24 protein-coding genes are annotated in these 25,114 nt (G+C 63.8%); 6 read left to right on the plus strand and 18 right to left on the minus strand.

Annotation, left to right across the window (positions count from 1 at the left end; all coding sequences use genetic code 11):
* Nucleotides 1-71: 71 nt before the first annotated feature.
* A complete protein-coding gene (locus tag CEY09_RS13685) occupies nucleotides 72-848 on the minus strand; it encodes a DODA-type extradiol aromatic ring-opening family dioxygenase (RefSeq protein WP_088589026.1) in 777 nt (258 codons plus the stop codon).
* A 243-nt stretch (nucleotides 849-1,091) separates the two neighbouring features.
* On the opposite strand from CEY09_RS13685, the gene CEY09_RS13690 reads away from it, so the two are divergent.
* From CEY09_RS13690 to efp, 3 genes are all read left to right on the plus strand, one after another.
* Nucleotides 1,092-2,294, plus strand: coding sequence for a DUF2863 family protein (locus CEY09_RS13690; protein WP_088589027.1), 1,203 nt, complete (start codon nucleotides 1,092-1,094; stop codon nucleotides 2,292-2,294).
* Between the two features lie 6 nt (nucleotides 2,295-2,300).
* Nucleotides 2,301-3,413 carry an elongation factor P maturation arginine rhamnosyltransferase EarP gene (earP, locus tag CEY09_RS13695; RefSeq protein ID WP_088589028.1) on the plus strand — a complete coding sequence of 371 codons (1,113 nt, stop codon included), beginning with the start codon at nucleotides 2,301-2,303 and terminating at the stop codon, nucleotides 3,411-3,413.
* 200 nt (nucleotides 3,414-3,613) lie between these two features.
* Nucleotides 3,614-4,174, plus strand: a complete 561-nt coding sequence (efp, locus tag CEY09_RS13700) for an elongation factor P (RefSeq protein ID WP_006225610.1) — start codon at nucleotides 3,614-3,616, stop codon at nucleotides 4,172-4,174.
* Between the two features lie 70 nt (nucleotides 4,175-4,244).
* Here the strand turns inward: efp and CEY09_RS13705 are convergent, their stop codons facing one another.
* The 17 genes from CEY09_RS13705 to CEY09_RS13785 all read right to left on the minus strand — a co-directional run bounded on the left by CEY09_RS13705 (nucleotide 4,245) and on the right by CEY09_RS13785 (nucleotide 20,306).
* Nucleotides 4,245-4,703 (minus strand): DUF1178 family protein, encoded by a 459-nt coding sequence (locus tag CEY09_RS13705; protein WP_088589029.1) that lies wholly within the window; start codon nucleotides 4,701-4,703, stop codon nucleotides 4,245-4,247.
* Between the two features lie 132 nt (nucleotides 4,704-4,835).
* Nucleotides 4,836-5,552 (minus strand): DUF2968 domain-containing protein, encoded by a 717-nt coding sequence (locus CEY09_RS13710; RefSeq protein ID WP_088589030.1) that lies wholly within the window; start codon nucleotides 5,550-5,552, stop codon nucleotides 4,836-4,838.
* A gap of 117 nt (nucleotides 5,553-5,669) precedes the next feature.
* A complete protein-coding gene (locus tag CEY09_RS13715) occupies nucleotides 5,670-7,052 on the minus strand; it encodes a sigma 54-interacting transcriptional regulator (RefSeq protein WP_088589031.1) in 1,383 nt (460 codons plus the stop codon).
* Between the two features lie 49 nt (nucleotides 7,053-7,101).
* A complete protein-coding gene (locus tag CEY09_RS13720; protein WP_088589032.1) occupies nucleotides 7,102-9,171 on the minus strand; it encodes a pilus assembly protein TadG-related protein in 2,070 nt (689 codons plus the stop codon).
* Between the two features lie 30 nt (nucleotides 9,172-9,201).
* Nucleotides 9,202-9,663 (minus strand): DUF3613 domain-containing protein, encoded by a 462-nt coding sequence (locus CEY09_RS13725; protein ID WP_088589033.1) that lies wholly within the window; start codon nucleotides 9,661-9,663, stop codon nucleotides 9,202-9,204.
* A 22-nt stretch (nucleotides 9,664-9,685) separates the two neighbouring features.
* Entirely contained in the window at nucleotides 9,686-10,564 is an 879-nt protein-coding gene (locus tag CEY09_RS13730) for a tetratricopeptide repeat protein (protein ID WP_234818297.1), read from the minus strand.
* A complete protein-coding gene (locus CEY09_RS13735) occupies nucleotides 10,564-11,559 on the minus strand; it encodes a type II secretion system F family protein (RefSeq protein WP_088589035.1) in 996 nt (331 codons plus the stop codon). The genes CEY09_RS13730 and CEY09_RS13735 overlap by 1 nt, the downstream gene beginning before the upstream one ends.
* Before the next feature lie 13 nt (nucleotides 11,560-11,572).
* Nucleotides 11,573-12,499 (minus strand): type II secretion system F family protein, encoded by a 927-nt coding sequence (locus CEY09_RS13740; RefSeq protein WP_088589036.1) that lies wholly within the window; start codon nucleotides 12,497-12,499, stop codon nucleotides 11,573-11,575.
* Nucleotides 12,499-13,854 (minus strand): TadA family conjugal transfer-associated ATPase, encoded by a 1,356-nt coding sequence (locus CEY09_RS13745; protein WP_088589037.1) that lies wholly within the window; start codon nucleotides 13,852-13,854, stop codon nucleotides 12,499-12,501. Before CEY09_RS13745 ends, CEY09_RS13740 begins: the two co-directional genes overlap by 1 nt.
* A 33-nt stretch (nucleotides 13,855-13,887) precedes the next feature.
* The gene (locus CEY09_RS13750; RefSeq protein WP_167390076.1) at nucleotides 13,888-15,228 is read right to left on the minus strand and encodes a response regulator/pilus assembly protein; all 1,341 of its coding nucleotides are present in this window, start codon (nucleotides 15,226-15,228) and stop codon (nucleotides 13,888-13,890) included.
* The gene (locus tag CEY09_RS13755) at nucleotides 15,225-16,592 is read right to left on the minus strand and encodes a type II and III secretion system protein family protein (RefSeq protein WP_088589039.1); all 1,368 of its coding nucleotides are present in this window, start codon (nucleotides 16,590-16,592) and stop codon (nucleotides 15,225-15,227) included. The genes CEY09_RS13750 and CEY09_RS13755 overlap by 4 nt, the downstream gene beginning before the upstream one ends.
* Nucleotides 16,593-16,657: 65 nt before the next feature.
* Nucleotides 16,658-17,620, minus strand: coding sequence for a Flp pilus assembly protein CpaB (cpaB, locus tag CEY09_RS13760; protein ID WP_088589040.1), 963 nt, complete (start codon nucleotides 17,618-17,620; stop codon nucleotides 16,658-16,660).
* Nucleotides 17,617-18,108: a TadE/TadG family type IV pilus assembly protein gene (locus tag CEY09_RS13765; RefSeq protein WP_088589041.1), complete on the minus strand. Its 492-nt coding sequence runs from the start codon at nucleotides 18,106-18,108 to the stop codon at nucleotides 17,617-17,619. The genes cpaB and CEY09_RS13765 overlap by 4 nt, the downstream gene beginning before the upstream one ends.
* 1 nt (nucleotide 18,109) lies before the next feature.
* Nucleotides 18,110-18,535 (minus strand): pilus assembly protein, encoded by a 426-nt coding sequence (locus tag CEY09_RS13770; protein WP_415830667.1) that lies wholly within the window; start codon nucleotides 18,533-18,535, stop codon nucleotides 18,110-18,112.
* Nucleotides 18,505-19,008, minus strand: a complete 504-nt coding sequence (locus CEY09_RS32500) for a prepilin peptidase (protein ID WP_234818299.1) — start codon at nucleotides 19,006-19,008, stop codon at nucleotides 18,505-18,507. The genes CEY09_RS13770 and CEY09_RS32500 overlap by 31 nt, the downstream gene beginning before the upstream one ends.
* A 161-nt stretch (nucleotides 19,009-19,169) precedes the next feature.
* On the minus strand, nucleotides 19,170-19,355 hold the full coding sequence (locus tag CEY09_RS13780; RefSeq protein ID WP_088589043.1) for a Flp family type IVb pilin: 186 nt from the start codon (nucleotides 19,353-19,355) through the stop codon (nucleotides 19,170-19,172).
* A 120-nt stretch (nucleotides 19,356-19,475) separates the two neighbouring features.
* Nucleotides 19,476-20,306, minus strand: a complete 831-nt coding sequence (locus tag CEY09_RS13785) for an MHYT domain-containing protein (RefSeq protein ID WP_088589270.1) — start codon at nucleotides 20,304-20,306, stop codon at nucleotides 19,476-19,478.
* A gap of 491 nt (nucleotides 20,307-20,797) precedes the next feature.
* On the opposite strand from CEY09_RS13785, the gene CEY09_RS13790 reads away from it, so the two are divergent.
* The 3 genes from CEY09_RS13790 (at nucleotide 20,798) to CEY09_RS13800 (ending at nucleotide 25,101) form a co-directional block, all read left to right on the plus strand.
* Entirely contained in the window at nucleotides 20,798-22,507 is a 1,710-nt protein-coding gene (locus tag CEY09_RS13790; protein WP_088589044.1) for a ShlB/FhaC/HecB family hemolysin secretion/activation protein, read from the plus strand.
* Between the two features lie 346 nt (nucleotides 22,508-22,853).
* Complete coding sequence (locus tag CEY09_RS13795) at nucleotides 22,854-24,524, plus strand: collagen-like triple helix repeat-containing protein (protein WP_006225591.1); 1,671 nt, start codon at nucleotides 22,854-22,856, stop codon at nucleotides 24,522-24,524.
* A 28-nt stretch (nucleotides 24,525-24,552) separates the two neighbouring features.
* Entirely contained in the window at nucleotides 24,553-25,101 is a 549-nt protein-coding gene (locus CEY09_RS13800; RefSeq protein ID WP_088589045.1) for a MarR family winged helix-turn-helix transcriptional regulator, read from the plus strand.
* Nucleotides 25,102-25,114 lie beyond the last annotated feature (13 nt).

The following is a 25,114-nucleotide window of genomic DNA, read 5'->3' on the forward strand; positions in this document are numbered from 1 at the left end:
GCGGCCTTCGCAATAGGGAAAGCCCCGGAACCTTGCGTTCCGGGGCTTTTTTTCGCAGGCAATTGGCGGATTCAGTCGTCGAACTGATAGGCGTCCATCGCCAGCGCCCCGTACGAGATCTCGTCGTTCAGCCGCTTGGCTGATGACCCACCCGCCCCCAGCGCCACGTACAGCGGCATCAGGTGGTCGTCATGCGGATGGGCCTGCATGGCGCCAGGCGCCTGGGCCTGCCAGTCCAGCAGGGCCGGCACGTTGTGCTCGGCCAGATTACGTGCATACCAGTCCTGGAATGCCGGCACGTAAGGCACGGCCGGCGCGTTCTGCGGCATCCGCACGTGGCGCAGATTGTGCGTCAACGACCCGGACCCGATGATCAGGATGTCCTCGTCGCGCAAGGGCGCCAGCGCGCGGCCCAGCTCCAGCTGCCCCGCGGCGTCGCGCCCCAGGTCGAGCGACAACTGCACCACCGGCACGTCGACCTCGGGATAAAGATAGCGCAGCGGTACCCAGGCGCCGTGATCCAGCGGCCGGCGCGGATCGCGGTCGGCGGCGATGCCGGATTCGGCCAGCAAGGCCTGCACTCGCGCCGCCAGTTCGGGCGAACCCGGCGCGGCGTACTGCAGGGTGTAGAGCTCGGGTGGAAAGCCGCCGAAATCATGCCAGGCCACCTGCTGGTCACGCGTGGACAGCGCCAACCCCTCCCCCATCCAATGGGGAGACACCACGAGGATGCCCCGGGGCTTGCGGCCTTGCGCAAGGCTCCAGTCCGCCAGCACGGGGCCGGTCAGGCCGGGTTCGACGGCCAGCATGGGCGAGCCGTGGGAAACGAAAAGCGTAGGCCAACGCATGGCGATGCCTCCATAGATCAAGTCGATGAAAGCATTTTCGGATGTTTCTATTCGGCAATAAACCCCCTTCCCGGGGATAATCTGTTGCCATATAGGCATCAATGCAGACACCTGCGCAAACGCATGCCCGCCGGTCTCCATGACAGCGCATGAACCGCACGCCCGGGTCCGCCCCCAATGCCGAGGCGCGCGGCGGGCGTTAAACTACACCGTTACACCACTTACTGGACGTCCTCCGAAGTTATGGCCCGATCCCGCAGCCAATCCGCTCCCCGCATGACCCGTGACGCGACCCGCCTGGTTGCGCTTGCCCAGGCGCTTAACCGCTCGGGCAGCCGCGTCGAAGACGTGTTCTGGGAGAACCAGCTTGGCGAAGCGATTCCCAAGCTGCTCAAGGCTGGGCAGGACGCCCCGCTGGAAGCAGCCCTGGACCACCTCGCGCAAAGCGACATAGGCGCCTACGAAGTCTTGATCGAACAGGCGGAAACCCTGTCCGAATCAATGAAGATCGAAAAGAACGGCGTTCTGTACGACGTCTTGCTGATCGTCGCGCCCATCGTCGCCTGGACCCGTTACGCAATTCCCACCGGCCCCGTTGCGGCGCCCGCCCAGCAGGCACTGCTTGCCCAGCTGCATGGCCATGTGCTGTCCAGCCAGGCGCGCACGGCGTTGATGCCCATGCTGGTCAGCGTGGACCAGATGCCCCGCACCTTCGGCGAAACCTGGCAATGGCTGCAACGCCTGGGCTCGCAGGCGCTGGGTGCCGAAACCACCAAGCCTGCCCTGAACACCGAAGCCGAAACCGCGAACATGCTGGCCGACACGCGCTACATCATCGGCGCCGTGGCGGTGCCCGAGAACGCGCCGATCTTCCGCTGGCAGGAACAGATGGGCGAAGCCGACGCCAGCCGCGACGCCTGCCAGGAACAGTGGGCCGCGCAGGCGCAGCCCACCCTGGCCGCCCTGATGCCGGGCTGCGGCTTCGAAGCGCTGCTGCCTGACGCCTATTACGTCAGCAACCGCGAAGCCGACCGCCGGGTGCGTCCCTTGTCGTTGCGCGCGGCCATCAGCTGGCTGGAAGGCGCGGTCAGCCTGGAAGCGTCTCAGTTGCGCGCGGTCGTGGCCGGCTGCGGCGAAAGCCGCATCGACGAATACCGCATCGGCTTTACGGCGCGCAACAACAATGACGTCTACTACGGCTGCGTGTGGCCCTTGTACGGGCGCGAGGAAGAACTGCCGTCCGACGAAGGCCAGCCCGACGTGGTCGACGAGATCACGGCGTTGCTCAAGGAATACGGCGTGACCGAAGTGCGACGCATCCCCGGCGTGCTGCCGGCGGAATACTGCGAAGACTGCGGCGCGCCCTACTTCCCGAACCCACTGGGCGAACTGGTGCACGCCGAACTGCCCGAAGACGCCGAAGCCGCGCCCGCCAAGTTCCACTAAGCCGCCATGCAAGCAGACATCTTTTGCCGGGTCGTCGACAACTACGGCGACATCGGCGTCTGCTGGCGGCTGGCGCGCCGGCTGTCGCAAGGCCGCGGCTGGGATATCCGCCTGTGGGTGGACGACCTGGCCAGCTTTGCACGCATCCAGCCCGGCATCGAACCCCAAGCGGCACGGCAGCAACTGGGCGGTGTGGACATCGTGCATTGGTCCGATGCGCCGGACCCGGCCCTGACCGCGCGCGACGTCGTCATCGAAGCGTTCGCCTGCGATCCCCCGCCGGTGTTCGTGGACAGCATGCGACGCGTGCATCCGGTCTGGATCAATCTGGAATACCTGAGTGCCGAGGCCTGGGTGGAAAGCTGCCACGGCCTGCCGTCGCAGCGGCCGGACGGGCTGGTGAAGCATTTTTTCTTTCCCGGTTTCACGCCCGCCACGGGCGGCCTGTTGCGCGAACCCGGGCTGGATGCCGAACGCGACGCCTTGCAGGCGTCCATGGACCTGCAGAATGCGTTTCTGCGATCGCTGGGCGTGGACGAAGCCCTGTTGTTGCGTCGCCGCGACGGTGCCCGCACGGTGTCCCTGTTTTGCTATCCCACGGCGCCAGTCGACGCGCTGGTCCAGGCGTTGGCGGCCAACGCGCAACCCAGCGTGCTGCTGGTTCCCGAGGGCGTGGCCCCCGGCCTCGAAGCCGCGTGCGCCGCGCCCGGCTCCCCCCTTCTGGCGCGCCTGCCCTTCGTGGCCCAGCCGGATTTTGACCGCCTGCTCTGGTGCGCGGACCTGAACTTCGTGCGCGGCGAAGACTCCTTCATCCGCGCGGCCTGGGCGGCGCGCCCGCTCGTGTGGCAGATCTACCCGCAAGACGAGAACATCCATCTGGAAAAGCTGGAGTCCTGGCTGGCCCGCTATCCGGCCCCCGATTCTGCGCATGCGCTGATCCGGGCGTGGAACCAGCCCGAAACCGCGCAGACGGCTGCAGCCACTGCCCAAACCCTGGCGCCTGACGCCTGGCAAGCGTGGCGTGCCGCCGCCCGGCAGTGGGATGCCACGCAGGCCAGCCAGCCGGATCTGGCTGAAAATCTGGCGGACTTTTGCGCAGACTTGGCCAAGAAACGTTAGAATAGAGAGTTTTCTGAGTCGCCCTGGATTTGTCGGGCCTCAACAATGAACGCCTCCCGGGGTGTGCATGAAACCGCAAGCAGGGTCTTTTGCTGGGTCTTACGGCCTGTCTTCCGACCCCTTTCTTTTGTCCGTGTCTTTCGCGGCAGCGGCTTTTTGCAAGCACGGCGAGTGCACCCATCACCCCCGGAGTTTTATCGATGAAAACCGCTCAGGAATTGCGAGTCGGCAACGTGGTCATGGTCGGCAAGGATCCCCTCGTGGTCCAGAAAGCCGAATACAACAAGTCTGGCCGTAACGCTGCTGTTGTGAAGCTGAAGTTCAAGAACCTCTTGACCGCCTCGGCCAGCGAATCGGTCTACAAGGCCGACGAAAAGTTCGAAGTCGTCCAGCTGGATCGCAAGGAGTGCACCTACTCCTACTTCGGCGACCCCATGTACGTCTTCATGGACGAAGAGTACAACCAGTACGAAATCGAAGCCGAAAGCATGGGCGATGCCCTGAACTACCTGGAAGAAGCGATGCCCGTGGAAGTGGTCTTCTACGACGGCCGCGCCATCTCGGTTGAACTGCCCACCACGCTCGTTCGCGAAATCACCTACACCGAACCCGCCGTCCGTGGCGATACGTCGGGCAAGGTCACCAAGCCGGCCAAGATCAACACCGGCTACGAACTGAACGTGCCGCTGTTCTGCGCGATCGGCGACAAGATCGAAATCGACACCCGCACGAACGAATACCGCAGCCGCGTCAACAACTGATCCGGCCAGCAGGTACAAAAAAGCCAGACCTTCCGGTCTGGCTTTTTTTTGCCCATATTGCCGACATCTTCTACTGCAAACGCTCATCGTCCAGGAAGTCGGGCACCGCCATGACTTCGATGCCATCGTCGGCCAGCGCTTCGCGCTCTTCGGGCGTGGCCGTGCCGCGGATGGGACGCTCGTCGGCGTCGCCCTCATGGATGCGGCGCGCCTCTTCGGCGAAACGCGGCCCCACGTTTTCGGTATTGCGCAACAGCGCGCGCACCTGCTTCATCACGACGGCCTGCAACGCGGCCATTTTCTCGGCGTCCGACGCACCGGCCGGCACGGCTGGCGGTTGGGCCGGCGCATGCAGGTGGGAGACGTTCAGACGCGGCGCAGACAGGCGCTTGGTGATGCTGGCCGACCCGCAGACGGGACACGTGACCAAGCCACGCGCCTGCTGCGCGTCATAGTCATCGTGCGATCCGAACCAGCCTTCAAAAATGTGGCTGTGCTCGCACTGGAGGTCGAAAACTTTGAGAGCCATGGTTGCTATATGGGGTCCAGCAGCCAGAATACAAGAATCCGCCCGTGGCGGGCGCCCCCCCGCCTCAGGCGGGGATAGGGCAGCCTCCAAGTAAAAACGGGCCCGAAGGCCCGTCCTGACGATTGGCGCCGCTTACTTGCCGCGCTTGGCGGCCGGGCTGGCGTCGATTTGCGCCTGCTGAGCCTGCAACGAATCGATCTGGCGCTGCAGATCGCGCAGTTGCTGGCGCACGTCCTTTTGCTGATCGGCCAATGCCGTGGTTTCCTGGCGCGACTGCTCCTGGCGGGCGGCGACCTGCTCTTCCTGCTGCATGCGCAGCGTGCGGTCGGCCTGCAAGGTGCTGAGCTGCGCGCTGCGGCTGGCCAACAGCTTTTCGGCGTTCGCGTATTCGGCTTGCAGCTTGATACGCTTGATGTCCACTTCGGCCAGGTCCGCGGATTGCGTGGCGAACGCGCGGTACGTGGCTTCCGCCTGCTTTTCCGACACAGTCTTCAGCACGCGCCAGAAGTCTTTCTGTTGGAACAAGGCGACGTAATAGGTCAGGTCGTCCGGCTTGAACAGCAGGCTGGCGCCGTACGTGCCGTTATAGGCGGTACGCAACTCGGAAACCTGGCGGTTCTGGATCAAGCCTTGCAATTCGGCCACGGTGGACGACGGCCGGGCGGCAGCCGTGGGCGCGGCTGCGGGCGGCGGCGGTGTCACCGGGGTGGATGCGGCCGGCTTGTCCTCGACCTGCTTAACCGTGGGCCGTGGCGCTTCGGATTGCGCGCTGGCGCAAGCCGCCAGGCCGGACAGTGCCGTGCCTAACAGCGCCATGCGAGTGGCGGCACGGATAAATTGGACGTTCATGCCTTCCCCAAAAAAATCGTTGCGGAACTATAGCAATTTATTTCGCTCACGGCAGACTCACTTACATTCGCCGCAAGCAAATTTGTGGCCCCGTACGGGCCTTTCCCTATTGCACGATCAGGATGCCTCGACCGTCCCTTCCGTCGTTTCACCCTGGCCGCCCCCCAGATGCAGTTTGCGCATCTTTTCCCAGAGCACCTTGCGGCTGATGCCCAAGGTATTGGCGGTGTCCTGGCGACGCCAGCCGTTGACGTCGAGCGCGGCCAGGATGCGGGCGCGCTCGGCGCGCTCGGCATCGGTGAAGACAGGCGGTTCGCACAGCGTGCCGGCGGCGCGCAGCGGCTCGGCGATCTGGTCAAAAATGCGCTCGATGCGCGCCTGATCCCAGCTCTTGAACTGCCGCCGCATGATGGCCACGCGCTCGGCCACGTTGGACAGTTCGCGCACATTGCCCGCGTAGCGGGTGCGCGCCACGCGCTCCAGCAGCCAGTCCGGCGGGTCGCCCTCGCCACCCAGGCGCTCCAGCAAGGCGCGGAAAATCGCGATCTTCTCTTCCGCCCCCCGCTGTTCCAGGTTCGGAATACGCAGTTCGATCACGGCCAGGCGGTAATACAAGTCCGCCCGGAACTCGTCCTGGCCCACCAGCACCCGCAGATCCTTGTTGGTGGCAGCGACCAAACGGAAATCTACCGGGATCTCCACCGTGGAACCCAGGCGCGTAACCGCGCTCTGCTCCAGTACCCGCAGCAGCTTGACCTGCTGATACAAGGGCAAATCGCCGATTTCGTCCAGGAACAGCGTGCCGCCGTTGGCCTGCTCGAAATACCCCTTGTGGGCGCCGACCGCGCCGGTAAAGGCGCCCTTGGCGTGGCCGAAAAAATGGGCTTCGAACAGGCCTTCCGGAATGGCGCCGCAATTGACCGCCACGAACGGGCCGTCCGACCATTCCGCCCGATCATGCAGGAGCCGGGCGATGCGCTCTTTGCCGACGCCCGTTTCGCCGTGGATCAGCGCGTTGCTGCGGCAATCGGCGAACATTTCGGCTTCGGCCAGCAACGCACGCATCGGCTCGGACACCGCGATCAAGGGCTGTTCGCGCTTGGGCGCGGTACGGTTGAACTGGTCCAGCGTTCCCAGCAATTCGAACAGCAGCTTGCGCAAGTCCGCCGTCGTGAACGCCAGCGGCAGCGTGTAGGAATATTCAGGCGGGTAATAGCGCGAATCGCGTCCCCGGGATTCGGCCGCGACCCAGATCACCGGCAGCGCCTGCACCGCCAGCCAGTCGTAGCCGCTGAACCGGTTGTCGCCCATCACCGACACGGACACCAGCGCCACGGCCGGACGCGTCGGATCGCGCGGCGGCGGAAACGCGGTGCCGGCGTCCGCCCGCACCAGCGATACATCCATGCCGGCCAGGCAACGCTCCGCCCGGGAGGCAATATCGGAAGTGCCTTCCCACACGTACACGTCGAACTCGTCGCGGGCGAATTTCTGGGTCATGGCTTGGACCCTGGCAGGCAAAACATAAGAAACATCACGGAACTCATCATCAATACACCAGACGGGGCTTGCCGCAATCCACGGAAAGCAGCGATACATCGGTCTGGCCGATGCTGACACCCAGCACGTTGAGCGCCTGGTTCAACACAAGGGACAACGTGTTGAGCACGGGCGTCAGCAAGGTCATCACGATGGTTTGCAAGCCTGCGTTCGTACCTCCCGATGCCCCACCAAGCGCATTTGCCGCGATGTAGTTGATCCGGCACTCGCGGATTTTTCCCTGGTCGAACAAGCCACTCAGATTGCACGTGGTGTCGGCCACGATGGTCACAACTCCGCCCAGGAGGTTTCCAACCAGTTGCAACGTGCCGCCCAACAATCCGCCAATAGGACCTGTTTTCAATTTGTCGGCGTCGCTTTTCAAGCCTGCGAGCACATCCGCGATGCTCTTGCCGGCATTCGTGGCGCTGCCGCCGACCAGCGTAGCCGCCAACTCGCGGTTGTCCGTGCTGATCACATTGCCCAGGAGATCGTTGAGCACCGCACTCAGGACGCTGGATGCCAATGCCGCCAGATCGATACTCGTCGCATTGATCGTGGTGCTGGAGTTGGGCGACGGCGGCTCGGTCAGGGTCACGGATTTGGGTTGCGATGAACTGAACGCGAACACAGTCGCTTTCGCCGTGAAAGGCAGGCCCAGGACCTGCAGTATCCGATATCGCCCGATGGCGCTCGCCGCGCCGGGTTCGCAGGTATTCGTCAGCGAGGCAAACTCCCCCGGAGGCGCGTTCGCGGCAGGCATCCCGGGGAAGCGCCCCAGGCAGACGTTGGCCACCGAGGACGTCACCGAGATCGTGGCCTGGTCCTGGGGCAGCGGCGCTTCACATAGCTTGGTCAAGGTGCCGGTGGATTGCGCCACATTGATGATGATGGGCAAGTCCACGTTGGTATTCAGGAGGTTTCCCAGGATTGACCCCACAACAGGAATATTGCCGGCATTGATCCGCAAATACACACGGATGCCCGCGCTGGTCGCCTGCGTGCCCACGCCGCCGATCGCCACGGTCGGCGGCTCCACGATGCGGACCCGGGCGTCCACGCCCAGCAGCGGGACGCTTAGCCCCAGATTGATCAGGTTCTGCCCGTTGGCAACGACAAGCGCCGTCTCGAGAATGTTGAGCGCATTGACATTGGCCTGCAATGCAGAGGCCGCTCCGCCCCCGACGACCGACAGGTCCAGCACGCCCCCGTTGCCGAACAGTTTGACGGGCAGGTTCAGCGGCATCAGCGCCAAGACCGTATTGATGGCATTCTTCAATAGCCCCACGTCGGCACCGACCGTGCCCGCCTTGTCGATGACGGTCAGCGTGGCGTTGAGCAACTGACCCAACGTCAGGTTGTTGACTGCGGCAAGTTGCTCAGGCGTCCCCACCCCGGTGGCGACGGACAACGGCAGCCCGAGCGCTTGCAGCAGGCCCGCCGGCGTAATGTTGACGGACGCCAGGCCGGCCGCGTCCAACACGTCCAGCTGCGCAGGCGAGGCGCCCACGGAGGTCAGCAGCTGAGACAACAAGCCGCCCCGCTCCAGGCGCAATAGCCTGGACCCCACCGAGAACGCCGCGACGGGTTGCGTATTGGTGGCCACGGCAGTCGTCGCGACGAGGGTTCCGCCGTCTGAACCACCCGAGAAAGTGGGGATGATTGTGGCCAGTCGCTTGCGTACGCCCACGCGCACCGCGTTGAACGACTGTCCGCTGGCAGCATCGAACACATGCATCCCGGAGGCATCGGCCCGCGTCGAATCCCAGACTTTGCACTCAACCGTGATGTCGGCAGCGGTGAACGTGGCGAAGAAGCCGGGCACGTTGGCCAATGCCGAAATCCGACCCGCAGTCACGGCTCGCGCGCAATCCGCCGGCGTCCCCATGCCGAGCACCTGGACGGCCGACAGCGCAGCCAGATCCGCCCCCTTCTGCATTTCGCGCTTCATGTAGAAGCTGTAGGCAAGATGCGCCACGCCAAGCAGCACCAGCCCCACCAGCACTGCGAACACGACAGCCACGGTAATACTGCCGCGCTGGCGCAACAGAAAAGCGGATCGCAAAGGGGCGGCTGGCATGATCTGGCGGCTCCGGCTCGTCTCCAAGCCTTAATTGGTGTTCTTGGTTTCGACCCGCTTCTGGAACCAGTCCGGGATAGGCTGCTTGAAGCTTTCCACATAGCGGTTCCAGGCCGCTGACGACACCGGCCCGAGGATGGGCAGCACGCCCCCAGCGCGGCGACCGTCGGCCTGCGCCGCCAGCAATCCCCGCGTGACATCGCCAAAGCCTTCCTGGACGTCGGCAGCGGCCGGTTGCGGGGCAGCCTGCGCCGCTGCTTGCGGCGCGGCCGGCGCCTCTACCTGTGGCATCGGCGTCTGAACTTGTTGCACCACCGGCCGGTTCGGCAAGGAGGCGGCCGGCGGCGGCGCGGGCTGCGCACCGCCGCCGGCGGCGCCGCCCGACATGTTGCCGGTCAGTGGCGCATTCGACTGGGCCTGCGCGTTCACAGGCGCCAGCGCGGCCAGCGCCATGACCAGGGTGGAGCAACCGAACAATCGAGTGTGAGACATGAAAATATTCCTGAACACGGAGTTAACGCACGATGGGCCCATTGCCCAGGCCATCCATCAACGGACTCATCATTGGCATCACGGCGCCCTCACCGCTGGACACGCGCGTCGGGACCGCACCGCCAACGGCAGCGGCCGCCGGCATCGGCGCCGGCGCGCGATGGCTGCGGATCTCGGAGGCCAGGCGCAGCACCTGGCTGCGCGCGTCATCGCCGAGCCGCGCCCGGTCCATCAGTTGCTGCGCTTTGACCGGGTCCCCCTCGACCAGCAGCAACACCGCCATGTTGGCCAAGACCTTGCCGTTCTCCGGCGCCAGCTCGGCCGCCTGGCCAAGGGGCACCCGGGCGCCGTTCACGTCGCCCGCGCGCAGGCGCGCATAGCCCAGGTCTCCCAGGATCCGTGCGTTCATCGGCGCCAACTTGGCTGCCCGGGAAAAATCGTCGATCGCCTGATCGAACTGGCCGCGGCCACCCGCGATCAGGCCCAGACCATGCCAACCGTCGGCCGCCTGGTCACCGCTGGTCAAGGCGCGATAGGCCTGCTCGCTCAAGGCAATCTGCCCGGTCTGGCGCAAGGCGTCGGCACGCATCACCGCCACGCGGCTGTCATTGCCGAACTTCTGCTGATAGGCGTCGATATAGGCCAGCGAGGCGAAATAGCGTTCCTGACGCTGCGCCTCGGCGATCAGAGACAGCATCATTTCAGGCTCTTTGGGTCGGCGCCGCCCTTCAGCCTCGTCTTCTTTCTGGCGCGCCAGCGCTTGCTCCTGCTGCTGTTGCTGCATCAGTTGCCAGGCGGACTCTGCACTATTGGTCTTGCATCCGCTCAAACCGACCATTGCCGCCATCACCACAAGGCTCCAGCGCAACGCGCTCTGCTTGGTTCCTGTCGCGCTTGCCATCACGAGCCCCCCATGCGCGCAAACGCGCGAAGTACCGCCACAAACCCCGACCCGCCGGTAATGATCAGCAACGCCGGCAACAAGGTAACGATCATGACGCCCGTCATCTTGACCGTCGTCTTGCCCACTTTTTCTTTCAGTTCCAAGCGCCGGGATTCGCGCAACCGCTCCCCGAAACGATTCAGCGGCTCTTGCACCGCCCCACCGTGCTGGTCCACCTGCGCGATCAGGCGGCAGATGGCCGAGAGGTCGTCGTTGTCGAAACCCGTCGCCAACCTCGCCAGTGATTGTTCGCGCGTGCGTCCTCGCACGTAGAGTTCGGATGCCAAGCGCAGTTCCTGCGACAGCACCGGCAATACCTGACCGAATTCGGTCACGAGCACCTGCATGCTCTGGTCGATCGATAGCCCCACTCCCTGCAACAGGCGCAACAGGTCGATCAACAAGGGAAGTTCGTCCGCCGCCATCCGCCGACGCCGGGCCACGCGCCGACGCACAACCCATTTCGGCAGCATGTAGCCGAGCGCGAAGCCCAGGAAAGCCGAAATGGCTATTCCGCTCACTGAATCGACATGGCGATAACGTATGCCCAGCGCCACGGCGACGAGCGGCAGCAAGATCGCCAAGCCGAACCGGACGACGACAAAGCGTGATCGTGCCGTGGCGGAATCGGCGTAACCGGCCAAATCCACCAGTTTGCGGTCCTCGGCGGCCAGCAAGGATTCCGCCAGCCGGCCCTCGCTCAAGCGCTTGCCGAAAGAATCCGCGGCGCGCGTGGCGGCCGCGAATTTTCCTTCCGCGTCCTGGGCCGGCAACGCTTGCGGCGCCGCACCGCCTCCCTGACGCGCCAACGCATGGTCCACGACCTGACGGCTTCTGTTCTGGCCGCGCAGGCGCCGCGCCATGCCAAAGCCCAACACCAGCATCGCTGCTGCGACCAGCATCAAAGCCATCGCCAACACGGTGGAGACATTCCAGGAATGCAGGAAATCCATCACGCGTCTCCCTTCAAATGGACTTGGCCATGCGATACAACCAGTAGCTGCCACCGATCTGCAGGACAACGGCGGTCACCAGCATCTTGAATCCGGACGGATCGCGCCACAGGCCCAAGAACAGGTCGTTGTTCGCCATCATGATGAAACCGGCGATGCCCACCGGCAGCAAGGCCAGGATCCACGCCGACAGCCGGATTTCGGCGGAACTCGCCGACAATTCGTTGCGCGCCTGGGCCACGTCGCGCATAAAGGCGGCCATGCGCTCCAGCACCTGATCGCTGCGGCCACCGAAACGCATTGCCAGGGAAACGACGGCGGCAATCATGTACAGCTCTTTCAACCCGTACAAGCGGGACACGTGCACCAGGGCTGCGTCCAATTCCTTGGCCGAACGGCTCAGGCTGGCCGCCGTCTCCATCACCTCACGCAAGGGCTCGTCCGTCGTCGCAGCCGCCGTCTGGAATGCCGACCCCATACTGTTGCCGATGGTGATCAAACGCACGATGTTGTCCAGGAATGCCGGCAACTGCGAGATCATTCGACGCTGCCGCTTGTCGGCGCGCAACCACAACAGGAAATATTCCAGGATCGCCACCAGCACTAGGACCACCACGCCGGACAAGGCGCCCAGGAACAGCCAAGCCAGCGTAGCCGCGCCTACCAGGGGCAAGGCCAGCCGCGCGTAAAGGCCAGCGCTCTGGCGCACGCCCGCCAGCAGCAACAGCCGGTCCCACTTCGGGAGACCGCTGCGTACCGCCCGTGAATTGCTGGAAAATGAATCGCTCGCGGCAAGCGCTTCCCGCCCGCGGTTGAGTTGATTGTCCAGGAACGTCGAACTCGCCGCCCGGCGCGCGCCGCTGTTGGCATGGCGCCAAAGCAGCACCGCGCCGATGGCCAGCACCACCGCCAGGCCTGCCAGTACCAGGGCTTCCATCATCAGCGCCTCCGGCTCCAGAACCCGCCGCCGTCGTTGTCGCCCGGCGCGGGATCGTTGTTGCGCGCCTCGGTGCGCATCTTGGCAAGCTTGGGCGTGTGGGGATGGATTCCCAGCCAGTTCCAGCGGTCCTTTTCTTCACCTTCGGGTGTCGTGAACGTTTCGTGGCGATAGAGTTCCTGCGTGGAAATCACGTTGTCGCCCATGCCGGTGACCTCGGTCACCGACAGCACGCGGCGCTTGCCGTTGGACAGGCGGCCGATCTGCACAATGAAATCCAGCGCGCTGGCAATCTGCCTGCGCAAGCTGTCTTCGCTACCCTGGAAGCCCGCAAAGCCCGCCAGCATTTCGATCCGGTACAGGCATTCGCGCGGAGAGTTCGCGTGGATGGTTGCCATTGATCCTTCATGGCCGGTGTTCATCGCCTGCAGCATGTCCATGACTTCGGCGCCGCGCACTTCGCCCACCACAACGCGGTCCGGCCGCATCCGCAAGCTATTGCGGATCAGTTCGCGGATACTGACCGCGCCGCTGCCGTCGAAGCCGCCCTGGCGCGATTCCAGACGCACGACGTGCGGGTGGTTCAGCGACAGTTCCGCCGTGTCCTCGACGGTGACGACGCGTTCCGTTTCCGGAATGAAGAACGCCAGCGCGTTGAGCAGCGAGGTCTTGCCGGAACTCGTCCCGCCCGACACGAGCACGTTGCAGCGGTTCTTGACCGCTTCATGCAGCAGCCGGTAGATCTCTTCGTCAAACGAACCCAGGGTCAGCAAGTCCGCGGGCTTCAACGGGTCTTGCCGGAACTTGCGGATCGACACCATCGGCCCATCCACGGCCAGCGGTTCGATCACCACGTTCAAGCGGCCGCCATCGGGCAGGCGCGCATCCACCATGGGGCTGGATTCGTCCAGCCGGCGGCCGATGGGCGCCAGGATGCGCCGCACGATGCGCAGCACGTGCTGGTTGTCGGTGAACCGCAGCGTTTCGCGCGCCAGCACGCCGCGGCGCGAGACGAACACGTTGTCGTAACCGTTGATCAGGATGTCTTCGACAGCCGGGTCGGCCAGCAGGTCTTCGAGCGGCCCCAGGCCTGCCAATTCTTTGGTGAGGGCCTCGGCGATCTGCCGCATTTCCCCTTCGTTGATCGGCACGCGGCGCAGGCGAACGAAACTCGCGACCTCGATATCGACGAATTCCTGGATCGCCGAGCGCGCCCACCGGCCGAACTCCGCGCCCAATTCCTCGATACGGGAAAGCAGGTGCTCGTAGGCTGCCGTCTTCACTTCCTGGAAGCGATTCGACGCCGAAAATCCCTTATCGCCGTCACCGCCAAACTCTATCGTCGCTGTCATGATCATGTCGGCTTCCGTTGCAGTCCTTGCGTCGTTGCGTTAACCGACGACCATACGGCGGTGTACGCCGGGCAGCCAGGTGGCCAGCCAGCTTGCCCGCCCGCCGGGCGTGCTTGCTTCCGCCCCCAGCTTTTCCACCAGCCCCTGCACGGCGCGCACGTAGATATCGCGCTCGGCGTCTTCATGCAGCAGGTGCCCCTGGTTTGTGCACACCATCAAGGCCAGCGTGCGATCCGGCAAGGTGCCCACCAGCTCCAGTTGAAAGCGCTCGGCAATCTGCTGCGCAGTCATGCCGTAGCGTTCGTCGTACCGGTTGACGATCAGCCCCAGGCTGCGGCGATCCACATGCAACTGCTCAAGCTCTTGCAGCAGGCCGGCCAGCGACACCAACGCGCCGACGCTCTGGTCGGTCACGATCCAGTTCTGTTCCGAGGCGCGCGCTAGGCCCGCCACAAACTCGGGGTTCGTAAAGCCGCCCGAGTCGGCGATCACCACGCCGAAATGCTGGCGCATGCGTTCGAATACCAGGAGCGAGTCCGATTGCGAGACATCGCGCATCAGGCCCAGATCGCGGGGCAGCGACAGGACGCTGAGGCCGTTTGCCGTGTGCGGCATGGCAGAGGCCAGTAACGTGGAATCCAGGCGGCGCAGGTTGCGCGCGGCTTCAGAAAAATCGAACTCGCCGCCAATGTTCAGATAGAGCTGGCAATCGCCCACGGGCCAGCCAAGGTCCATCAGGGCGACACGGCTGGACAGCGGCAGCGAGGCCCCCGATTCCACCGCCGCCTTGGCGCCCTTGCTTCCGTTGGCCATGGCGCGCGCGCCGTGTGCCTGCTTCAGGCGATCTTGCGCCATATGCGCCAGATGCACGGCCAGGGTGCTGGCCCCCACGCCGGGCCGCGCGCCGAGCAGCAGGACGCTGCGCCGCGAGCCATCGCTGCGGCCGCCGTCCGTCTGCGCGTCCAGCAGTCGAAGCACAATCTCCTTTATTTCCTGCGGCGCGACCGTCGGATCGACAAAATCACTGACACCTGCCCGCAACGCAGCGATCGCCCCCTCGGGCTGGCTCAACAGGCCCACCGCCACGCGCGGCAATGTCGGCGCGATACGCGCCAGCGTGCGCGCCAACTCGGCCGACTTGAACAGTTTTCCCGGCTCGTCTTCGCTAAGTGTGAAATCCAGAAACACCACCTGTGGCGAAATCTCCGCCAGGCGCCGCGCCAACTCTTCCGTCCCGGGAGACTCCTGGGTCAGCATCCCTATGTCGCCCAGCACCTGCCCCAATTGCACGGCGACATCCGCGCCTTTGGAGCAGAACAGAAACCGCTTGCTGTTTTGCAGGCCAACCCACTCGCTTGCATGTGTCTTCATATTGTTCACCGCGAAAAGCCCGGCATTTGCTGGCCGCCCATGGGACCCGTCAGGTAGTAGCCCCAGGCGTTAAAGCCGTTGTCCGCACGCTCTTGCTTTTCCCCCGGCAATGGCAAATTCACCCCGCGTGCGATGGGGCGGACAAGCCGCGGCGTCACCACGATCACCAACTCCGTTTCTTCCTGCGTGTAATCAAGGCTGCGGAAAAACGACCCGATGATCGGCAAATCGCCCAGCAAGGGGACCTTGCTGACCATCGCCTTGGTCTGGCGCGACACCAGGCCGCTAATCACGAAGCTTTCGCCATCGCCCAACTCGACGGTCGTGTCGGCGCGGCGGGTGCGCAGCGCCGGGATGATCGAACTGGATTCCGTGCCGCTGTTAAGCACGATGCCGTTGCTGTAGTCCAGTTCGCTAGCCTCAGGCGCCACTTTGAGCGAAATGCGGTCACGCGACAGCACCGTCGGGGTGACCGTCAGCCCAATGCCGAAGGGCTTGAACGTCACCGACACTGTCCCCAGACCGCCGGATTCGGGAATCGGCAGTTCACCGCCCGCCAGGAAACTGGCGCTTTGGCCGGTCATCGCGACCAGCGTGGGTTCGGCCAGCACGCGCGCCATGCCGTTGGTCTGCAGCAAACGCAGGTTGGCGGAGAAATTCCGGGTGTCGTAGAACAGTGAAAAGCCCGATGCCACCGACGCCAGGTTCGATGGGACCAGACTGTTGGTCGCGCTCCAGGGGCCGCTGCCGCCCGCGCTCCAATTGATGCCCGCCTCCTTCATCACCGAACGCGACACCTCGACGACCTTGACCTCAACCTGCACGATGCCGCCGGTGCCCGCGGAGGACACGTCCACCACGTTCTTCTCTCCGCCTACGGCGGAAGCCGCGATGGCGGCGGAGGCCACCTGCCCCATCGGCGTTTCGGCGTGACCGGAGACAACCGCCCGATCTCCCGCGATGTCGACATTGGCCCCCCCCGCGATGCCCCGAGTGGCCAGCGCGCCTTGGACGCTACCGCCCACACGCAGGTTCCAGACTTGCGGGGCCGCGTTGTTGCCGCTCCAGATCTGCAACTGCGTCGTGCCCGCTTTCTTGCCGTAAATCAGAAGGGATCCCGCGCGCTTTCCCGAGGCGGGCAAAACCTTCACGTCCGCCACCTCAGGATCGCCGATCGCGATGCGCGACGGCGCCGTGCCGTCCAGCAGCAATGTCTGTTGCCCCTTCACGGACAAGGCCAGATCGCGCACTGGCGCTGGCGCATTCGCACTCGGCGCGGGTGTCGTCGTCTGTGCGGTGGCGATGACACCGTAGGACGTTGCCGCTGCCGCCGACAGGATGCAGATCAGGGTGGTGTGCTGATATTTCTTCATTGTGCTGAATCTAGTCATGAGAGAGAGTCCAGCCACGCGCGGCGGCACGCCGCGCGGAGCCACGATCAATAACGCACACGTTCGGATTTGTCCCCGCGCAAGATTTCCACCGTCCTGCCCGCACCTCCGCCCGAATTCGCGCCGCGCACAGGGGCGGCGGAGGCTCGCGCGGCAGGCGTCGTCCCATCAAGCTGGAGCAGGCTTTCCCCGGCAAATGCGCGGTTCGGCCCTTGCTTGAGCGCTTCGCGCTGCTCCGGCGTCAAATCCGCGCGCGTCTGCAACACCGTGCCGCGCTGGGCGAACAATTGGGTATCGGGCACGCTGTCATCATTCAGAGGACGCAACGCCAGTTGCAGGCGGCCGGAACGGCTGGCCAATATCAATGCGTTCACGTGCTCGATCGGAACCGCCAGCACGGCAGTCCTGGCAGGCTGGTTCGATGCGTTGCCCGGCTGGCCCACCGGTTTTTCCTCCGGGCCGTCGACGGAGTCCTTGCCGTAAGCCAGCACACGCAATTGCGACTGGAGCAGCCGCGCCTGACCTCCGGGCACTTCCTGGCCCTTTTCGACCATGAAGAACACATCCACCCAATCACCCGGGGTGACCCGATTGCCGCCGCCGATCACTTCGTCCACGGCGATCGCCACGGCACGCTCTCCCGGCTTGAGCTGGCGGGCCAGCCCCTGCGCCAGAAGGCTGGGGAGGATCGGATCGCCCGCGGCGATGTCGACTTTCGTCACAGTGCCTTCCAGCGGCCCAATCGAGTCATAGCCGCCTGACAATGCCGTCTGCCACTGGGCCACCGTCAACATCTTTGCGCTGTCGATGCGGGTGCCTGCCGGCATCGGTTCCTTTGCCACGACAACGGGATATAGTTTCACGGGCGCGGCGACCGGCGCTGCGGAAGACGCGGGCGCGACACTGGCAGGGGGAGTATTGGGCGCGGACGCAAGCCGCCAGGCCACGAAGGCAAGCACAAGGCCCGCCACCAACAACACACCTGCGACGATCTTGCTCAAACTGCTCATGGGGTCCCCTGCGATATCTGGACGACGGCTTGCGAATGCAATCGGGTGGGAATCCAGTTCTGACCCATGCCCGGCAACGCGTTGATCAGGCTTTGCAGGGTGGCCAGCAGCGGCCAGGACTGGGTGTTGTAGGTCAACGCCACGGTGGCGCAATTGGCTTGCTGTCCCCCTGAGCCGGTCCAACTGCACGGCGCACTGGTGGTCGAACAGATGACGGCGGAGCCGGACGAGAACGCACTCATCGCCGCAGAGCAGGCCGCCGCCGGCACGTTCGCCTGGCCGTTGAATTGGGCAAACACGGCTGCTCGGGCACCGTCAGTCGCCGCCGATGCCAATTGCTGCTGCATCCAGAACAAGGCGCCAAAGCTCAGTACGCCGAAGATGAACATCAGCAACATGATCAAGGTCAACGAGAACTCCAGCGCCGCGACGCCGCGCTGCCGCGCGAATGCACGGGGGCTGGCACGTGGGGGGGTAGGCGTGTACATATCAACCTTCCCCGTTCAGATGCACGGTCGCCCGGGCTTTCAAGACACTGGAGGCCGGCATCAACACGACCTGCAGCAAGGGAAGCGAAGGGATAAGCGGATGCGCGCCATAGGCATAGGACACAGTCACCTCGACCTGCCCCTCCGCCAGCGGCAACCCGCTGCAAGCGCCGCCGGCCGAACTGCTCAACTGGCCTTTACTGCCGCAAACTGCCACTTGAACCGGCGCGGCGGACATCGAGCTGATCCATTGCGCCTGATACAGGGCGGCGTCGCGCCCGGCATTGGCCCTCACCGTCAACGGCGTCTGCCCGTCCTGCCATTGCAAGACCTTGCGCGCACCGTCCTGCGCGGCCAGCGCCATGGATTGCTGCGCGGCGGCCACCAGCGAATACGTCAGAATCGCGTAGAAAACCAGGAAGAACACCACGAATACCAGGCCGAATTCAACGGCATAAACGCCACGCTGATTGCGGCGGCTCCCAGGTACGCAGCGTAGGGAATCTGGCGACTGCGGTTCGTCAGCGCCCTGTACTTCGACACGGTCATGTGCAGCACTGCGTGCAGCCCGGCGAGCAGGCTCGCTCCCAGTAGCACCAGCACCAGAGACGGAAATCCCAGCAGCAGCCCCAGTATCGCAATGGCCTTGACGTCGCCCGCGCCCATCAGGCGTCGGCCCCACAAAAGCAGGAACGGCACCGCGGCCAGAAACCCTGCCAGCGCCATTGCCCATCCGAACCAATGAGGGGGGTAGACCCAACCGGGCACCGCCCAGGCGGCTGAAAGCCAAAGCAGCTGTGCCACGAACCCCGTAACGATCAACGTATTCGGGACGCGGCGATAGCGCAGATCGTTGTAGATCAGCACCAGATTCCAGCATGCGAACAGCAGCCACCACAATACATCCCCTGGATACAAGGCCGGACCTTCCGAAAATTCGAATTCAATTACGGTTGTGCTTGTCCAGACAAGCACGGATCTCTTCAATAATCACGATCAAAGCAAAGGCGCACCGTGGTAGCGGACAGCGCCCGGCCACCACGGCACCTGCGCTGGCAGGATTAGCTGCCGCCCCCCGTGGAACCCGTCAGTTTTCCGGCGAGATCCGTGAACAGAGTTTGGAGTCCTCCCGTAAATGCCCCGATCGCGATAAGGATCGCTGCTGCCATCAAACCCGCGATCAGCCCGTATTCCAGGGCGGTGATGCCTTCTTCGTCATTCCAGAACTGCGCAAGTTTCGCTTTCATGTCGAGCTCCTAAGACTCGATTGATAATTGAGCTGCGCCGTCTAGCGACACCAGCCCCCTATGCCCGGTACTGCTTGCCTTGCGGGAGCATTCCTTGCCCGCGAGCAATCCGGGGCCCTGCTAACCCGGCCCCAGCGTGGACCCTGGCACCTTGCCAGGCTCCGACACCGGTGCCGATTCAATAATCGAGTCTATCCGCTGCGCCATGCGCGCACGGAACCGCGTCGATGCCCGCTGCAACTGCCAGCGCATGATCAGCAGCGTGACGGCGGACAACGCAAAAGCGATATACGGCAGCATGAGCCCGCCGATTTGCAGACTGGAATACTCACGCGGGGTCGTGCAGATAACGGTGCCGGCAGCCGCGCCCGTGTAATGCATGCCGCACACGGCGATTGCCATCAAAATGGCGGCTCCGCCGCGCTGAAATTCATTCTGCGTATTGAAAGCCAGCCACAGCGCGGCTGACGCCGCAATTACAGCGATCAGAACCGATAAAACCACCATCGGCAGATTCCAAAGCAATACGGCCGGCATGCGCATGGCGCCCATACCCAGATAATGCATGGCAGCAACGCCCAGGCCGGCGGCAAGTCCACCGACCAGGCAACGCCCGAAGGTGAACCGGTCGCGCCCGACATACCAGAAAGCCCATCCGGAAAACCCGGCGGCAACCACGAAGCTGAGTAGGGTGAGGCCGACCTGATAACCCACTTCGAAGGGCAGGTCCTGGGCCTGCATGCCGATGAAATGCATGCTCCAGATACCTACGCCCCCCATGGCGACGGCGCCGATGAGGATGTAACCGATGCGCATTTCACCGTCCTGGGTTTCAGTGCGGATACCCGCCGCGGCAAGCAGCGCCACATACGAGCCAAGCACCGCCGTCAGGAACGAGAGCGCGACCAGACCGGCATGAAACGAAAGGGGAACGATGTCGCCCGGGTTCATGAACGGCCCCAATGAAATGCCCTGCAATCACAGCGTTCCGCCGTCAGGCATTTCCGAGAAGTACTGCAGTCACACGCATCCATCCTGTGGACCCCCGATTGCCCGTAAAACCGATGTGTTTTGATACGTTTATATAGTCTTATCTATTAACATTTAATACACATCAGGGTTTACGCGAATATTGTCGATACTTAGGCCATAGACATGTAACGGATATCCTGAAATTTATATCAATCTTATTAAAAACCTCTAGTTAACCCTGATATTTCGCATATGCATTGGTTCCTGAGCATTTCGCAATGTTGTTATCTTGTCCTTTCCAAGCGGTCACAATGAAATAAATTGTCATTATCCCGGGCGGCTGGCACCATAACCGCCTGTGGCGTTAGCAAGCACTACTTACCAATGTTGTGTCCCTATATATATTCAATATTTAATGAATATCGAATACATGGCCGGACAGCGCCTGAAGAAATGAGAGATACAAAGGCATGAGACGTTCGTACCCGGCAAGTCCGCTTACCCTCGCCCTTATCTGCGCCCTTGCCTTCAGTGCGAATGCACGCGCGGATGGCCCGCTACGGGGAAATCCCGTCGACTCGCTGCCGCAGTTGGAAAGGCCCCCTGGCGCCCAGCAACCTCCACCTGTCGTAGAGACGGCCACGCCCGAACAATTGGCGTTGCAAGCCAGATTGGCGCAACGCATCGTCCCGCTTAATTTCGACGTCAGTGGCGTCCACGCCATTCCTTTTGAAGAGGTATCCGGCATCCTTGCGCCGTTGTCCGGCAAGGAAATCAGCCTGGGCGAATTGGTGCAGCAGGTCGACAAGATCACCCAGCTCTACCGCGACAAGGGGTATCCCCTATCGTTTGCGCTGGTGCAGAACCAGACATTCGCCAATGGACTGGTCGTTGTGACCGTGGTCGAGGGGTATATCGGTACCGTGCGGATCGAAGGCGATATCGGCAATGCGCTGGACCGCCTGGAAACGCTGGCTGGCCCGTTGAAAGAAGACCGTCCGTTGCAGCAAGCCACGCTGGAACGCCAACTGAATCTGATGCGCACGGTGCCGGGCGTGAAGTTCACGCCTAACCTGGATCTGCCGCGCCGCGCGGACGGCGCGACGGAACTGGTGCTGACGGCATCACGCCAACCGGTGAGCGTGACAGGCGGCGTTGCCGATCTGGGCACCGGCATGCAGCCGATAGTGAACCTGGGCACCAACAGCCTGACGCCGCTGGGCGAGCAGGTGAAACTGACCGCATCCGTCCCGTTCAATACCGACGACGTCAAATACGTCATGGGCGAAGTCCGCGTGCCGATTGGGCCAGACGGTTTGGCGATCAAGGTCGACGGTTATCACTATGACGCCAAGCCCCAGGACGATGCGATCGAATACCTGGGATTCGAGCGGCGGGTGAAAAATGACCGCATCGGTATCGGCGTCAGTTATCCCTTCCTGCTGAACAACACCCGTTCCCTGACGGGCACACTGGGTGTCTACGCCGCAAACTCCAAAGACCGGTACGACTCGCGCACCTCGGACCTCTGGCTGCAGCAGGACGCAAGAGTGCGCGCCGCCAACGCCGAGCTTCGATATATTCAGGTCTCCGAAAGCAAGACAACCGACGTTACTGCAAGCGTATCCAAAGGCTTTGACGCGGCGGGTGCGAAAAAGGACATATCGACCAACTATGGGTATTCGGCCACGCCGATTCTTGATCTGGATTTCACGCGCTACAACCTGAACGCCAAACAAACGTTTGCGTTGCCGGCGCAGTTCGGACTGACATTTTCGGGGGCCGCGCAATATTCCAGCAATATCCTGCCTTCGTCCGAGCAAGTCTCCTTCGGGAGCTGGCGGTATGCCATGGGGTATGCGCAAGGCGAGCAAAGCGGCGACAAGGGCGTGGGCGTGTCGGCCGAGGTCAACCGCCGTTTCGGCACGGGTTGGGAATACCTGTCGAGCGTGCAGCCGTATGCCTTGGTGGACTATGCGCGCACTTGGTACAACAACAAGGGCTTGCAGGCCATTAACCAACGGCACCTGTCATCGGTCGCCCTGGGCTTGCGGTTCACGGACGATAAATACTATCTGTTCGATTTCAACGTCGCCAAACCGATCGGGTCTGCCTCGGTCAACAATGACCGGGACGTGCGCTTCAATGCCAACTACTCCCTGTTCTACGACGCATTCTGACCCAGGGACGATTCCTTCTCGACTGACCCGCGCCTGTGTTCACAGGCGCTTTTTTTTGCGCATCCCACACACCACGTTACGTAACGTCGCCCGTAACGTAACGGGAAATAACCTGCCATTCGTAACATTCGCAGGGTTTTTGCCGTCGCAAAAATGCGGGTTTCTCAAGCTTGGTACAAACCCTCAAGATGGCCTACAAGGCAATGATTTATAAGGAATTTATTTAGTAGCGAATATCAACCACAAGCAAAAATCCGGGTGTGGGAAAAATGTTGGCACGGTTTATGCATGGAGAGACGTATCGGGCAGTTTCAGCGCCCGACCTATCCAACCCGAGGAGCTCGCCATGTATACCAAAGTAGACGCAAAGCGCATTCAACGTATTTTGACCTCCACCGTCATGGCCGCTGCTCTGATGAGCGCGCTGGCTGCTTGCGGCGGCGGCGGCGGAAGCGGCAAGAAGTCGGCCGGCCTGCCTGGCACCGATATTCCGACGAATCCGGGTGGCAACAATCCTGGCGGTACCGATCCTACCAATCCTGGCGGCACCGATCCGAATACGCCCGTCAATCCCGTGACGGCCGGACTCCTGCAAACCACGTTGGGCAATACCGGCAAAGCCGTGGACAACACGCTGCCGCTGAATCTGGGCACGACGTTGGGCGGCGTGGGCAAGGCGCTGGATCCCACCTTGGCGCCTGTCGTCAATACGGTGGTCGGGCTGACCCAGGAAGTGGGTGCCACAACCGGCTTGGGCCAACCGGTGGACGGCGTCACCAAACAAGTGGGCGGCCTGGTCAGCGATTTGGGCACCACGGTCAAGGGCACCGGCCTGCCGGGCGGCTTGAGTTCCGGCCTGGGCGGCTTGGTCGATGGTTTGGGTAAGACGGTGGCCAGCACCGGCGGCCTGCTGAACGCAGACCCCGCCAATCCGCAACCCTTGACGACCATCCTGGGCAACGCGACGAACGCCGTGGGCGCTTTGACCGCCGGCCTCTCCGGCCAAGGCGGCCTGTTGAACCCGGTCACGCAAGCCGTTGGCGGCATCACCGGTGGCGTGCTGGGTGGCCCCTCCAAGCCGATTCTGGAACCTGCGCTGGGCAATGTGGGCAAGACCGTGGACAACGTGCTGCCGCTGGGCCTGCAGCCCACGCTGGCAGGCCTTGGCGCCGCGCTTGATCCCACCGCCAGCCCGCTGGCCGGCACGGTCACTGGCCTGACGCAACAGCTGGGCGCGACCACCAAGCTGGGCGCCCCGGTCGCCGGGCTGCTGACGAACCTGGGCGGCACCCTGGCCTCGGCCGGTAGCTCCTTGCCTGGCAATACGGCAGGCCTGAACGGCGTGCTGCAAGGGCTGGGCGGCGCAGTCGCCAGCGCGGGCGGCTTGCTCAACGCCACCCCGGGCAACCCGAATCCGCTTGGCGCGACGTTGGCCAACGCCACGGGCGCAGTCGCTTCGCTGACCTCCGGCCTGGGCCTGGGCGGCGTGACGGGCGGCCTGACCGGCGGCGCGGGCGGCACGGGTGGCTTGCTGAGCCCGATCACCGGCCTCCTCGGCGGCGTGGGTGGTGTGGGCGGTACGCCGGCGGCAGGCGGCGTGGGCGGCCTGCTGGCACCGGTGACGGGCTTGTTGGGCGGTGTGACCGGCGCAGTGGGTGGCGCGACGGGCGGCACGGCCAACGGCGGTTTGCTGGGCGGCTTGCTGGGCGGTGTCACTGGCGGAACTACCGGCGGCACCTCGGGCGGCACGTCCGGCGGCACGGCCAACGGGGGCTTGCTGGGCGGCCTGCTGGGCGGCGTGGTCGGTGGTGTCTCGGTCAGCGCGACGACGGGTACGGGTGCCAGTGCTGGCGCCAGCGCCGGCGGCGCAGCCGGTGCCGGTACGACCAACGGCGGGTTGCTGGGCGGCTTGCTGGGTGGCGTCACCGGTGGCGTGACCGGTTCGTCGACGACGGGCGGCGCGGCGAACGGCGGCCTGCTGGGTGGCCTGCTGGGCGGCCTGTCGGCCAAGAAGTAAACCACCACATCCGCAAGGGAGCGACATCATGCTGCAACAAGAAACCATCGTTCACCATGAGCATGTGACCGTGATGCCTGAATCTCGCACGAGTGACCTGCGCCCGGGAATGCTTGACGATATCGCCCTGATGCTGGGTCGGCAGTTTTCGGTGTACAACGCCGCATGCCAGTCGGCCCTGGCGGAAAAGCTGGGGATCCCCCTGGCGGATCTGAAGGCGCTGGAACTGGTGATGGAGTTCGATGCCTTGCCCACCGGGCAGCTCGCCCAGTTGATGGGCATCAGCTCCGGCGGCGCGACCGCCTTGATCAACCGGCTGGAGGCGGCAGGCTACGTGCAGCGCGGCCGCCACCCGCTGGATCGCCGGATGATCGTGATCCGGCCGGTCGAGGAACAATGCCAGCACCTGTCGCAGGAGCGCCAGTGGATTGCCGAAGCGGTCATGCTGATGGCGCGCCGCTACGACACCACTGAACTGGAAACGGTGCATGCCTTCCTGGCGCAATGCGTCCGCACCTTGAGGCACGACACGCTGGTTTGGCTGGAAACGCGCAGCGCGCATCACGACGATCACTGACCCCGATCCGCGC

Source organism: Achromobacter marplatensis (assembly GCF_002209535.1).
In the GTDB taxonomy this organism is placed as follows: Bacteria; Pseudomonadota; Gammaproteobacteria; order Burkholderiales; family Burkholderiaceae_B; genus Achromobacter; species Achromobacter marplatensis.